The organism is Sporosarcina sp. FSL K6-3457 (assembly GCF_038007285.1).
In the GTDB taxonomy this organism is placed as follows: Bacteria; Bacillota; Bacilli; order Bacillales_A; family Planococcaceae; genus Sporosarcina.
Genome location: NZ_JBBOWX010000003.1, coordinates 14,953 through 28,388, shown reverse-complemented (window position 1 = coordinate 28,388; position 13,436 = coordinate 14,953). Strand labels below are relative to the sequence as shown.

Genomic DNA, 13,436 nt, shown 5'->3' with positions numbered 1-13,436 from the left:
AAAGTTGGGATAACAATGGCGGGTAAATCAAATAATTTTGCCTTATACATTTTAATGTTCAATATGTTTATCGCCATGGCTGGAATTGGACTCATCATTCCCATTATGCCCGAGTATTTAGCAACGTTCGGCGTTGCGGGGCAAGCACTTGGCTTCATGATTGCTATTTTTTCATTAGCACAATTTGTCTTCTCTCCTTTTGCTGGTGATTTGTCTGATAAACATGGTCGAAAAAAAATCATTATCATCGGACTAATCATATTCGGACTATCTCAACTAGCTTTTGGGCTCTCTACTGAGCTCTGGATGTTATTCCTTGCCCGGTTCTTTTCTGGTTTTGGTTCTGCATTCATTGTTCCCCCTATGATGGCTTTCGTCGCAGACATCACATCATATGAAGATAGAGGGAAAGGGATGGGACTTCTTGGAGCTTCCATGTCACTCGGCTTCATGATTGGACCAGCTATCGGTGGCTTCCTTTCCAAAATTAGCTTAGAGTTTCCTTTCTATTTCGCAACAGGAGCAGCACTCTTTGCAGCGCTACTTTCTATTTTGATCTTACCGAATCCAAAACCAGTTATAGATGGCGACCCATCAGTGAAGAAAAAACGGGAAAACCTGTTTCAGCAATTGGCACGTTCAACGAAGACTTCTTATTTTGTTGTGCTCATCGTTATGTTTGTTTTCTCATTTGGACTGGCAAACTTCCAATCTACGATAGCCCTTTATGTTGACCATAAATATGGCTATACACCTACTCAAATTGCTGTGTTAATCACAGTAGGTGGCTTTGTTGGTGTCATCGTACAAACATTTGTCATTAACCCACTATTTAAACGTTTTGGCGAAATGCGTGTGATTCTCGTCAATCTTATAGTCGCAGCATTTTCACTTATTGGCATTCTATTTGTCGATATGTTTTGGACTATTTTACTCGTCGCTACCATTTTCTCCACCGCGACCTCGCTTCTACGTCCAGCCGTCAATACACTCATCTCTAAACTGGCTGGTCAAGAACAAGGCTTTGCGGCCGGCATGATGAATGCCTATATGAGTTTAGGCAATATGGTCGGGCCTGCAATTGCAGGCGTCATCTTCGACATTAATATTATTTATCCTTATATTCTCGGTATGCTGATTCTCCTCATTTCATTCGTCATCGCCGCTGTATGGGCGAAACGTAATCAGGGATTGTTGGCGGAAACAAGAACGAAATAACAAAAGCCACTTCATCCTCACTGGATAAAACTCCGGGGAATGAAGTGGCTTTTTTATAAATAAATTTTAGTTTTCTTTCGAGGATAATCTTGGCGTACACTGACAGCTTGACTTCTTTCACTGACAGTTTGGCTTCGTACACTGACAGTTCCACGGGTTTCACTGACAGTTCGACTTCCTTCACTGACAGTTTTCACCCTTTGTCCCTACCTTCTCTTCTTCGCCTTCAACAACTCTGAAATACTATCCTGCGCTGTTGAACTTTCTTCAACAACTACTTCCCGAACCCGTTTCGTACCAAACCCTTTAAACATGCCAAAGCGTCGCAAGGTAATATCGATGAAGAACAGAATCATGGCCGCTAAAATTAACCATTCTGCAATCGGCTTCTTCTCACCACTTTGGAATAACTGAGGGCGGAATGCTTCCGCTGGTTGTTCGAGTACCTTTCCGCCTGTTCGCTCCGCAATTTTCGTCATCAATGCTGCATTCGGTGCTATCGGTTTATACTCATCGCTATAAGGGACTGAAACGCCTGCTTCAAACAATCCGCCTCGATCATCTGAAACACCAAAAAATACTAGGCCTGGTTTAGCATCTACAGTGACACGTACTTTACCTGGAGCAAGTGGCTCAGAGGTAAATGGCACATCTTGCCCTGCCTCATCGACAATCGCAATGTCAAGGAATGCTGCCTTACGTGAGCTGTCTGTCACCGTATACGTGCCACCACGTTCATGTGTAATGACATAAGGTACATCTTCATAAGCAGGCAATAATCTTGCTACTGCGGTATTCCAGAAGTTTGCATAACCATCCCATCTTGCCAAATCACCCGTCCATTTGCCCGTCGAATCAGACGTAAAAGCAACCGTTCGGCCTAATCCATACATCCATTCCGCAATGACTGGATCTTCCTTATGACTTTCCCCTACAATGGTCGCCGTACTTTTAGCAGTCGTCGCAATATAGGCATTGATTTGTGGCACACCTTCTCGGAACAATGAAGTCCATTCAGGAACATTCGCCATCGTCATATAAAACGGATTATCCTCGATGTACGTTCGCGTCAGCATCGACGTTTCCCTTGTTAAAATAGCCGGTACTGTCGATTCATCGATCACATCGTAAAAACGGCCACCACCGGTTTCTGCAAGTTCCTCTAACAATGTCCAATCCGCATCCGTACCTATCGCGACTGTCGTCAACGTAATATTATTCTTTTTACCTTCCTCCAGCACTTCCTCGTAGCCAGGAGGCATATCTGATTGACCATCTGTTAATAAAATAATATGTTTGCGCTGCAATTTTAAATCTGTTAAATCCTCATAGGCTTTTTGCACACCGGGGAAAATATTCGTCCCACCAGCCGCTGGAACTGAGAGAATTTGTTCGATGGCTTCTTTTTTGTCACCCAGCTTATCCACCGGGATGACTTCCCATATTTGATCATCAAAAGCTGTGAAACCAAATGTATCATCACCGCGCAGCAGTTCAACGGAACGAGCCGCCGCTTCCCTCGCCAAGACAATTTTCGAGCCTGACATACTGCCCGATCTATCTAATACAATAACAAGCCCAAGTGACGGTAGTTGTTCTTTGCCCGTCACTTCCATTTCCACAGGCAACAGCCGTTCAATCGGCGACTTGAAATAACCACCAAGTCCAAAGCTTTCATCGCCTCCGACCATCATGAAGCCCGTGCCGAAGTTTTTTACGGCTTGCTCAATGAGTGTCATCTTATGTTCCCCAACAATATGCCCTGGCACATTATCGAAAATGATCGCGCCGTAACCAAGATAACCAGACAGCGTTTCCGGCAATTGCTGTGCATCGACGACATCTACCGTCATCGTACTTTTATCAAGAAGTTGCGGAAGTATCGATGCACTGCGCTCCGTTTGTACAACAAGCACATGCGGGGATTGCTCCATCATCGTAATCGACAGCATCCGATTATTCTCCAGGAAGCTATCGTCTGGCACAACCAATTTCGCTTCATATTTCAACAGTCCACTCCCCGTTGCCGAAGTGCGGAATGACAAAGCATTCTTCCCTGGTTCCAACAGCACATTCTCACGAATAATTTCCTGATCGTTTTGATAAATAAACAACTCTCCTGCTGTCTGCGTAGAAGATTCCACCTCCACTTGCAACAGCTGTTTCTCGCCTTCGTAAGCAGTTCGTGGCGTATCAAAAATCGAAATGGACGCATCTGCAGTGCCCGGCCGTTCTAGCAGCACTGTATCAATCGTGACACGTCCTCCGCTATACTTCGGCAATAGCTCCTCAACCGAGCCAAGCGTCTCTAAGCCATCTGACAACAGCACAATTCGAGTGGCCAATTGTTCTTTGGCAATCGCCGCCGCTAAGTCAATCGCTTTCCCAATATCCGTCGCATCCTTATTCTCCATTTCCTCAACTACCGGAACGGTTAGCGCAGCATTCGTCAACTGCATATCCGTCCGAAACGTCTCGGCAAATGAATACAAACCAACGGACTGATTCTCTTTGCGTTCTATAAAACTTTTCGCCAGCCAATCATCTGCCGCATCCTTTGCTCCCGCAATCGACATAGAGCGGTCTACAACAAATAAGATCTGTTCTTCATTAGCACGTAATGTAAGATAAGGCGCGGCAAGTGCAAAAACTAATGCCGCAATCGCCGTGCAGCGTAAGGCAAAAAGAATAGTCCCTTTGCTTAAAAAGCGCATCGCAGATGATTTCCACGTGTATGCCATATAAATAGCAATCGGTAGCAGTAACAATAGCCATAACGGCTCATCGATTCGGATATCCACGTCGTCGCACCTCCCATTCAATTAGCAATAGTAGGAGCAGCGGCATGATGAATAGCCAGCCAATCATTTGCTTGCCTTCTTCTGCCTCTTCAACAGCTGCCGTTTGTCCAATCCTATACGACGCACCAACTACAAGCTCTTTTTCAGCTTGCTCCAGTTGGACAGCAAATAATTTCTCAGAACCGCCATCCCGTACTTTATAAATTCCAGGACGTGCAGGTGCTACAAAACTCGAACCATCTGCTATCGTTGTCACATACTCATCCTGCAATGTAAATACTTCCAGTCCATCCGCCTTCCCGCCTGATAATACCGCTTTTCGTTCATTCGGCACGAATAGCCCTAACGTATCCGTATCGGAACGCAGCTGTTCCGACGCACTCCAGACGAATAATGGGAATGAGGGGTGTAGGGGCCAATCCGTCAATTCAATATCCGCTAGCACAACAATATCACCGCGCTTCGATCGTTGGATGAATGGCTGATCCCCTACCGTTGCAATGGTCGTATACGATGTAAATGGTGGATAAAGCGCGCTAACATAGACATCGCTAATATCAGCAATCGTAAACAGTGGGTCGACAATGCTCTTTACTGCACCTGAAACAGATGTAGGTGACTTATCATTACGCCCAATAATAATGACGGGCTTAGACCCTTTTTTAAGCAATGAAACATCATTGGTCACACTTATTGCACTATCCTGTGCAGCTAGTAATTCTTTTGCCGAGCCCGTCGATACTGCTAATCCAACTGCTTCAAACGCCCGTTTCACTAGCTCATGCAATTGCCCATCGACAACTACCTCCGATACTTCAGCACCTAGTAAAATCGCCGCTGTATTATCTACCTCATAGTCGTCACCCACAATAATTTTGGCTTGTAGTGCTCGGCTATCTGGCAGTTCTTTAAACGATAACAATGTATCTTTACCAGCTTCAACGCTAAAGTTATCTTTGAGTAGCACTTCGCCTGTCAGTAGATTCGTAAGCTGCACATCACCGGTTTGATTGACGTCAGAAACGTTGGTAATCTTGACAATTGCTTCCGTTCCTTGCGGCGTTTTCACCGCACCAAACTTATTGATAGATACATTGACAAGCACATCTTCTGATCCATGAATAGTCCATGCAATCTCTTTATCTCCTTCAGCAAAAGCTGAACGATCAAGTGAATCTGTGTAAATATGAATATCCGCTCCACCAACAGAGCCAATCGAACGCGCAAACTCCAAGGCCCGTTCCATATGCTCCTGCTCATAGGACACCGCTAATTTGTCAATTTCCGCAAGCAACACTTCTTCATCTGTTTGCTCTCGCACAACAATCACCGGTTCTTTGCCCGTCGTCACAATCGTAATCGGCTCTCCTGGACGACTGACGACAAGCTCTTTCATGGCCGCCTGCTGCCGAGCAAATAAGGTCGTTTGCTCCTTGCCTGCTAGCATACTCGCAGACGTGTCCACAATCAAAATCGTATGCCCTCCAATCGCTTGCTCTTGCGGTAAAAATGGACCAAGTAATATAAAGACCATCAGCAACAATGCAGCCATTTGTAGATAAAATAACGCATTACGCTGTAAATTTTTCAAATACGGAGATACTTTCGTTTCCCGCATCGATTGTCGCCAAAATAATGTCGAAGAAATGGTCGTCACTTCATATTTTTTGCGAAAGAAATAATACAACAAGACGACCAACGGAAAAATAGCCGTCCAACTATTGATAATGTTATTTAATCCCATGTGGTCGCTCTCCTATCGCAGCCAACCTGCATGACGTATTTTCTTTGTCACCGTTTCCATAACGCCATCAGCCACCTCCGCATGGACCAAGTGAATACCAAACTTGCCCGCAAGCGTCGTCAGCTGAGCTTCATGCGCGACCTTAGTAGCCAAATAATCCTGCACAGCACGCCTCGTCACCGTCACCTCAACACCCGCACCACTCTCACTATCAATAAACCGGACATCCCCTTCGTAATGGGGGGCTTCCTCCGGTTTTGAATGAATCGTCAACATCCGAATATCTCCGCAAATACCCGGTAGTCGTCGGAATAGATGCTCCCACTTAGCTGTATCTTCAAGACCATCTGTGATAATAAACAGCACCGTCACCGCTTTTGGAATATGCCGCAATGCATGATCAGTGAAATTGTCCGTCGAGCCAGGACTATCAATCGAAGTGACAAACTTCGTCAATGAAGCCCTATGTAAAGAGCCTTTTCTTCTATAAAAGTAATCCTGTTCATCCGACCACGTCGAAAACGATACCGTGTCTCCACTTTTCAACGCAATATGGCCGAGTGCAATGGCTACCTGTCGAGCATAATCCCATTTGCCATCTACGCCCATCGACTTCGTAGAATCGAGCAGTATATGAATACGCATCTCTTGTTCGTCGAGAAACTGTTTAATGAATGGCTTATCCGTTCGTGCATAAACATTCCAGTCGATATGCCGCAAATCATCGCCAGGATGATATTCTCTGAAATCCGAAAAGTCGAGTGATGAACCCGTCTTGCGTGATCGATGTGTCCCTTTATGATGTCCGAGCCGTCCAGATCTAGAAACGATCGATAACCCACCAAGTCTTTTCGCTAGTCTGTCAGGAAACAATTCGCCACTCATTACACAGAGGCTCCTTGTCGTACTTCTTCAAGCAATTTCGTAATTAAGCCATCCACATCGACGCCTTCCGCTTCTCCCTCATAATTGATAAGAATGCGGTGGCGCAATGCAGGTTTGGCAACCGTTTTAATATCTGCGATGGACACATGGTAACGCCCCGCCATTAACGCACGCGCTTTTGCCAATCGAATAATCGACTGCAGTCCCCGCGGCCCACTACCATATTGGACGTATTTCGACCAGTCATCCTCAGATCCATTTTTGCTAGACGTTGCTGTAGCTAGGTTAGCAGCGTTATTATGTGTCGCTGCAACCAAGTCCACCGCATAGTCAATCATGTCATCTGCAATAACAATTTCTTTTACCATTTGCTGTGCCATGACAATCGTTTCCGCATCCATCACTTTTTGAATAGCCGCCGTTGTCGGCCCTGTCGTACGCAATATAATTTCCTTCAGCTCCGACTTTTCTGGATATGGCAATAAAATCTTACACAAAAACCGGTCCATTTGTGCCTCAGGTAAAGGATACGTCCCTTCCATTTCAATCGGGTTTTGGGTAGCAAGAACAAAAAATGGTTTCGCCATTTTCCGTGTCTCACCAAGCACCGTCACCGTTTGCTCACCCATCGCCTCCAGCAAAGCACTTTGCGTTTTCGGTGTTGCACGGTTAATCTCATCCGCTAACACCATTTGGCTAAATATCGGTCCTTCTTTAAATACAAAGCGTTGCATGCCCTCTTCATTTCTTTCTAAAATACTCGTTCCTGTAATATCCGCCGGCATCAAATCTGGTGTAAACTGGATTCGTGAAAACGATAGATCCAACACTTCCGATATCGTTCGAATCAGCATCGTCTTCCCAAGCCCCGGCAGTCCCTCTAACAGCGCGTGCCCATTTGCTAGTATCGAATAAAGAGAAAACTCAACCGCTTCTTGTTGCCCAACAATAAATTTCCCAATTTCCTCTTTCACCATTCCAAGCTTCTCGCTCATTTCTTCAAACTGCTCTGGTGTATATGGCATGTGAACACTCCTGTTCTATATGGATAGATCTTTATTCAATCGAAGAAAAGTAATCCGAAAGAATATGCTGCAAATCTGGCGGTAGCTGCATCTTCTCCGTACTCTTCAAGTAAGAATCCTTATAGTCGCCTACTACTTCTTTGTAAGGGCGGATCGTGCCCTTTTCAACCGGTCCTTGTGCATCGCGCTCCTCGATGAAATCACCTTGACCAAGTTCACCACCGACTACTGAAGACTCGCCTTTTTCCCCTACACGGTCGTAAGGGACTGATAATAGATTGCGACCGCCTGATCCTTGGCCTTGGCCTTGCCCCTGTCCTTGACCTTGACCCTGGCCTTGACCTTGACCTTGACCTTGACCTTGACCTTGACCCTGACCTTGGCCTTGGCCTTGACCTTGACCTTGACCTTGACCTTGACCTTGGCCTTGGCCTTGACCTTGGCCTTGGCCTTGACCTTGGCCCTCTTCTTGACCTTTATTCTCTTCCTGACTTTGACCTTCGCCTTCGCCAGTTGCTTCGCCCATCCCTTCACCACTTGCTTCGCCTGGTTTTCCACCTGTCGTGGTTGAAGAGGAAGTAGCACCAGCAAGAGCCGGTAACGTAGGAGCTTTTCCGACTTTATTCAACGCGCTATGGGCTTTCCCTAGATTTTTGGCGAGTTGGTCCGCGAGCTTTCCAAGTTCCTTTAGCTCCTGCTCCTCCGCATCGGTCAAAGCATCCGCCGGATTATCTGACTTGCCAGCGGCTTCTTTTTTATCAGCAAGGCGCTGTTCTTTCAGACGTAATTCTTTCTGTTTTTTGACCAGTTCATTCAATACATCTTCAGAAAGCTCCGCCGTTAATAGCTTTTCAGCAAGGTCTTGCAATTCTTTTTTCACCTCGGGCAGCGGCTCTTTTTTAACCAATTCCTTTACTTCTTTCTTTACTTCCTCAATCACTTCTTTTTCCTTCACAACTGCTTCCGCCTCTAATTGTGCTTCAGAAGGGAAAATAAGCAGAACTGCCAGGCAACCTGATGCGACCACGATGCCCGCAAGCATTTTCACATTAACATACTGCTTGTTTCTCTTTTTAAATCCTTCAAATGCCGCCACGACTTTCGACTCTGCAACCTGAATAAGCGGCACCGATAAATGCGTTTCACCTATCTTTTCATCCAAAGCAGTAATCAGCAGATTGTCCGGCATATAACTATCCAGCCTATGGACAGCTGCACTTTTTCCAAGCCGTTTGTAAATAATAAAAATAATCGTTGCCACAACTGTAATCGCTGCGACAATCCAGGAAATTCTTCCATAATGAGGCAGGACGAATAATCTGGAAGCCCCAACAACAAGTAGGGCGAACAATACAGCCATAAACACCCCTGTTTGCAGTGTATGGACAGCTCTTTCAAAACGAAGTCGCGTCAGCACTGCATGGACATACCTTGTTAATATCGATTTCCCACCCATTCTCCCACCTCCAAGTGATTAATCTATTTGAACTTTTTCATATTCACCCGTAATTTTTTCACCGCTAACCATAACGCCCCTACCGTAATCGATAAGTAAAAAATGAGATAACCCATCCAAATCGGAAATTTCACCTGCGTCATTTCCATTATACTTTCCGACATCGCTGGTGATAGTATGGAAGCAAAAAGCACCGCCGGATTAATGGATGCCAGAACATGCCCCACTATAGAAGTTGGCAGCGGCCCCACCCCGCTGAAATTATACCTCGTCACCTGCAACACAATGATGAGTAAAAAACCAGTAACAGCAGACAAAAATATCATCACGCCATACGTCGCAATCATCGACACAATCGTTCGACGAATGAGCGTAGAAAACAGAATTCCGATACTACCAACCGCTACTAGCGTCACAAACAAGAAAAAGAATATCCGCACAAAATCCATCGGTGAAATACCGCCGAATAAGAACACTAAACTATAGATAGGCAAGCCTGCTACAGTAAGCAACATCAAAAAAGCAATCGATGACAATAGCTTCCCCGAAATAATCTGAAACGAACTTTGAGAGGTCGTCAGTAAAATCGGCAATGTCTGCTTTTCCCGTTCACTACTAATCGCACCCGCCGTCAAGCCCGGCGTGATAAATAGCACCAAGCCAAGTTGAATAAACGCCAAGAAAGCAAACAGCAGCATACTTTCAGTCGGTCTAAAATACGACACACCCGTTAAGTTCATCGTCGTGAAGATAAAGCCGAAAACAAACACACACATGGCGGCTAAATAGAACAGAATCCCCACAAAGCTTTTGGGTGATCGAAACCGCAGCTTTAATTCTTTAAATAGGACAGGATTATTGAAACTCATCTTCATTGTTATTCATCTCCTTTCGTAATTTCCATGAACACATCTTCTAAATTCGTGACATGCTCCATGAAAGAAATGAGAGGAATATCATGCAGTATCGCTCTTTTTAACAGGCCCACCTGATCTTCTTCTGTTCCTTTATAAACAAATGTTAGACCAGTCCCCACTTCCAATGGCTGAATAGTAGAGACAAATGGTTCCTCCTCGAAAAAGGCAATTGCCTGTTCTATTGCCCCCGCCAACCGAGCCGTAATGACTCGCTCACCGCGTAATTGGTCCTGAATCTCGGCAACAGAGCCGTGCGCAATCAGCCGCCCATTGTCAATGACACCAATCTCATCACACATCTCTGCAAGTTCAGGCAAAATATGTGATGAAATCAAAATCGTCTTGCCCATCTTTTTCAACGTTTTCAAAATATCTCTCATTTCAACACGGGCCCGCGGATCAAGACCCGATGCCGGTTCATCGAGAATAAGTATTTTCGGATCATGGATAAGACTCCGTGCCAGACAGAGCCTTTGCTTCATCCCCCGCGACAATAAATCAACATAGTCATAACGCTTATGCGATAGATTGACCAGCTCCAGCAATTGCGGAATCAGAACCTTGCGCTCCGCTTCCGGAATACCATAACTAGCACCATAAAAATCAAGGTACTCATCTGCCTTCAACTGATCGTATACACCAAAGAAGTCCGGCATATAACCAATCATCTTGCGCACCTCAGAAGGTTTTTCTCGCACGCTAACGCCATTGATGAACACATCCCCCTTTGTCGGCTGGAGCAATGTCGCCAAAATGAGAAATGTCGTTGATTTCCCTGCTCCATTGGCCCCGACAAAGCCAAAAACAGTTCCTTCCGACAGCGTCAAATTCAAATCGTCCAGTGCACAAAACTTGCCATATCTCTTTGTTAGGCCTTTAATTTCAATCATTTCGCCACCTCGCCATTCAATTTGAGCTCTGGAACACGTCCCATGTTTCCTTGCTGTGTGTTTTTCAGAAATAAACGAAGAGTAATTGTTCCATCAGAAGCTATATAATTATTTAGCTTGTCAGTCATCGTAAATTTACTCGCATCCTGTGGCTCAAATACCCCTGTTTGGACATTTAAAATACTAACCTCATACAGTTGTTTTTGAATTTTCACCACTTCAAGTGATGCCCAAGTCAGATTCTTATCCACCAGTTCTTCTGGTATTTGCCAAGTTTGTAAATAGGACGAATCATTGAAAAAGTAATCGGTGGCAGGATACCCTGCCCGATCTGCTTCAAATAAAGTCGTTTCAGACACGACCGACATCGTCATCATTTCCGGCTCGACTGTAACAGTATTCGTAAACACTGCTTCCACTTCAATCGGCTGGGCAATCATTGTCATAGACGATACCGTAGGCTTACCATTTACGAGTTCTATCGGAACAAGTTGTGTATCGGTATAGCCAATAATCGCTGGTTTACTGGCCTTATTCATATGCTCTCCTGAAAAGGCTAACATGCTGTCTTTTCTCATCTTCGCTAAATCATCTGTCTGCCCTGTTTGTGGGTTCATATACGAATTGAGTATCGTCCGTCTAGGTAACAGCGTGCCCGTTCTCAAGGTTTCATTCACTTGAACCGTCTCTCCCGGTCCTAAATCGCCAAGTGCAATTTGCTGTACGCCTGACCAAATAACAACATCCGTCACCGCAAATGGAAAGTCATTCGTCACAGTTCCTGTCAATTGTTTATCTTCAATCTTCAACTGATTATCGAAGGTCCCTACCTTCTCTACTGTCGTTTGTCCATAAATGGTCGCCACATCCCAATAACCTGCATTGCGAAGATGTACCGTCGAGCCTGCTGTATCTTTTTCAAGCAACGTGCGTTTATGGACGGCGATTGAAGAGGATGAACCAAATATGTCGTCTCTGCGATTGGATGCAAATAGCGTCGTCTCTGGCTCTGTTGTAAATGTAAAATTCCCCGACTTATTCGTCAGTAAAGACTCGGCATAATAACCTGTCAGACTACCATCCAACGCCACATTCAACATAGCTGTATGCTGAATTTGCGCACGGGCAATCCGGTCTTTCGCACCATAAGCAAAAATCGCAATCGAAGTGACCACTGCAATCGCAGGAATAATCCACCACGTGTACTCCCGCTTATCCTTCTTTTTCAGAATGAAATAAAGGACAGGTATAATAACAATTATATACAAAATAATAATGCCTAAAATAATAGGTGCTGACACCCTGAAAGCTGGAAATAATTCATTGACATTACCAACGGAATAGACGATTGCCTCCATTGGATCCTCGGAATAATAGTTCGGAGATGGCGAATTTATAGGTGCCATACGTTCTCCAGTTGCCAACAATGTATTCCAAAATGCAGTCATGCCTTCCATTTCCGCTAACGGTTTATCCCCAACAGAGAATGAAGTCTGTAGTATCACACCATCACCGAGCTTCTTGTAGGCAACTAACACATCGCCCTCCACTTCCAAAAGTGGTTTTGCATATGCTGTTAGTTCAGTTTCATACGACGCAATTGTTCCTTCAAAGCCTTCTGTTGCTGTCCACCGGTTCAATAGAGCCGCATTCACTTCCTTATGACCATGAAGCTTTAAGGGCAAATACTCGGCAAATAAACCCGCCTCAGCCTGACTATTATCAGAGCCACCCATTACTAGAATTCCACCTGTTCGTACCCAGCCAAGCAGTGCCTGTTGTTGCTTCGCCGATAAATCTGCCAATGGGTATTCATCAACGATGACAAAATTGGCAGCTTCCCATCCTATTGCTTCTTCTGGAAACTTCGTTTTCTCCTCGATTTTAGCAGCATCCACCAAAACCAACGTCGATGAATTGCCGTATCTAACGTTTTTCAAAGCCGCTAAACGGTCAACGTTATCGGTAAACTGGACTGCAAACTTATTATCCGCACTCTGTAAAGTAGTTGGAATACGCTGTGAACCTTTATGTTCAATTTCCTTCCCTTTTTGCCAGCCACCTTCATAGAAATAGATAGATTTTGTCGACTGCGCACCAAAGAAATGGCCATTATCATTCATTTTTCCATTTACAAACGATACAGTCTTCGTTTCACCTGCGCCAATTTCCAGCGGAAACGCCTGTCCGGCTCCCATCGAATACGTATACGCTAGGTCGATTACCATATCTCCGCTAAAAGCTGTTCCTGTATTTTCAATCGTTACCGTAACAGGTCCACCTTTGCCGTACTTCGCTTTACCATCAAGCCCTATCGCCACACTGACCTTCAATTCTGGTGCAGCAAGCGCCGTCGCAGTTGGAATAAAAATAATCGTTGCCATCAGAAATGTTACAAACAACGCAAACTTCTTCCACACAGCCATCCCCCCCTGTCAATACTAATTACCATAATCATACTTCTCTATTAGTACGAACAAAACCAATCAAAGTTCCATAT

9 protein-coding genes are annotated in these 13,436 nt (G+C 45.0%); 1 reads left to right on the top strand and 8 read right to left on the bottom strand.

Features of this window, described 5'->3' with window-relative positions; genetic code table 11:
* Positions 1 to 15 precede the first annotated feature (15 nt).
* Positions 16 to 1,218 carry an MFS transporter gene (locus N1I80_RS23230; RefSeq protein ID WP_340740355.1) on the top strand — a complete coding sequence of 401 codons (1,203 nt, stop codon included), beginning with the start codon at positions 16 to 18 and terminating at the stop codon, positions 1,216 to 1,218.
* Between the two features lie 206 nt (positions 1,219 to 1,424).
* Here the strand turns inward: N1I80_RS23230 and N1I80_RS23225 are convergent, their stop codons facing one another.
* The 8 genes from N1I80_RS23225 to N1I80_RS23190 are packed head-to-tail and all read right to left on the bottom strand — an operon-like array spanning position 1,425 to position 13,356.
* On the bottom strand, positions 1,425 to 4,019 hold the full coding sequence (locus N1I80_RS23225; protein WP_340740354.1) for a VWA domain-containing protein: 2,595 nt from the start codon (positions 4,017 to 4,019) through the stop codon (positions 1,425 to 1,427).
* The gene (locus tag N1I80_RS23220) at positions 4,000 to 5,763 is read right to left on the bottom strand and encodes a vWA domain-containing protein (RefSeq protein WP_340740353.1); all 1,764 of its coding nucleotides are present in this window, start codon (positions 5,761 to 5,763) and stop codon (positions 4,000 to 4,002) included. Before N1I80_RS23220 ends, N1I80_RS23225 begins: the two co-directional genes overlap by 20 nt.
* Before the next feature lie 12 nt (positions 5,764 to 5,775).
* A complete protein-coding gene (locus N1I80_RS23215; RefSeq protein ID WP_340740352.1) occupies positions 5,776 to 6,648 on the bottom strand; it encodes a DUF58 domain-containing protein in 873 nt (290 codons plus the stop codon).
* Positions 6,648 to 7,673, bottom strand: a complete 1,026-nt coding sequence (locus N1I80_RS23210) for an AAA family ATPase (RefSeq protein ID WP_340740351.1) — start codon at positions 7,671 to 7,673, stop codon at positions 6,648 to 6,650. Before N1I80_RS23210 ends, N1I80_RS23215 begins: the two co-directional genes overlap by 1 nt.
* Positions 7,674 to 7,704: 31 nt before the next feature.
* Complete coding sequence (locus N1I80_RS23205) at positions 7,705 to 9,129, bottom strand: hypothetical protein (RefSeq protein WP_340740350.1); 1,425 nt, start codon at positions 9,127 to 9,129, stop codon at positions 7,705 to 7,707.
* A 23-nt stretch (positions 9,130 to 9,152) separates the two neighbouring features.
* Complete coding sequence (locus N1I80_RS23200) at positions 9,153 to 10,004, bottom strand: ABC transporter permease (RefSeq protein WP_340740349.1); 852 nt, start codon at positions 10,002 to 10,004, stop codon at positions 9,153 to 9,155.
* A 2-nt stretch (positions 10,005 to 10,006) separates the two neighbouring features.
* Positions 10,007 to 10,936, bottom strand: a complete 930-nt coding sequence (locus tag N1I80_RS23195) for an ABC transporter ATP-binding protein (RefSeq protein WP_340740348.1) — start codon at positions 10,934 to 10,936, stop codon at positions 10,007 to 10,009.
* The gene (locus N1I80_RS23190; RefSeq protein WP_340740347.1) at positions 10,933 to 13,356 is read right to left on the bottom strand and encodes a hypothetical protein; all 2,424 of its coding nucleotides are present in this window, start codon (positions 13,354 to 13,356) and stop codon (positions 10,933 to 10,935) included. The genes N1I80_RS23195 and N1I80_RS23190 overlap by 4 nt, the downstream gene beginning before the upstream one ends.
* Positions 13,357 to 13,436: the final 80 nt, after the last annotated feature.

Excerpts from the sequence above, each read along its gene's own strand:
- N1I80_RS23230 (WP_340740355.1), top strand. The coding sequence starts at position 16 with ATGGCGGGTAAATCAAATAATTTTGCCTTATACATTTTAATGTTCAAT.
- N1I80_RS23220 (WP_340740353.1), bottom strand. The coding sequence starts at position 5,763 with ATGGGATTAAATAACATTATCAATAGTTGGACGGCTATTTTTCCGTTG.
- N1I80_RS23215 (WP_340740352.1), bottom strand. The coding sequence starts at position 6,648 with ATGAGTGGCGAATTGTTTCCTGACAGACTAGCGAAAAGACTTGGTGGG.
- N1I80_RS23210 (WP_340740351.1), bottom strand. The coding sequence starts at position 7,673 with ATGCCATATACACCAGAGCAGTTTGAAGAAATGAGCGAGAAGCTTGGA.
- N1I80_RS23205 (WP_340740350.1), bottom strand. The coding sequence starts at position 9,129 with ATGGGTGGGAAATCGATATTAACAAGGTATGTCCATGCAGTGCTGACG.
- N1I80_RS23200 (WP_340740349.1), bottom strand. The coding sequence starts at position 10,004 with ATGAAGATGAGTTTCAATAATCCTGTCCTATTTAAAGAATTAAAGCTG.
- N1I80_RS23195 (WP_340740348.1), bottom strand. The coding sequence starts at position 10,936 with ATGATTGAAATTAAAGGCCTAACAAAGAGATATGGCAAGTTTTGTGCA.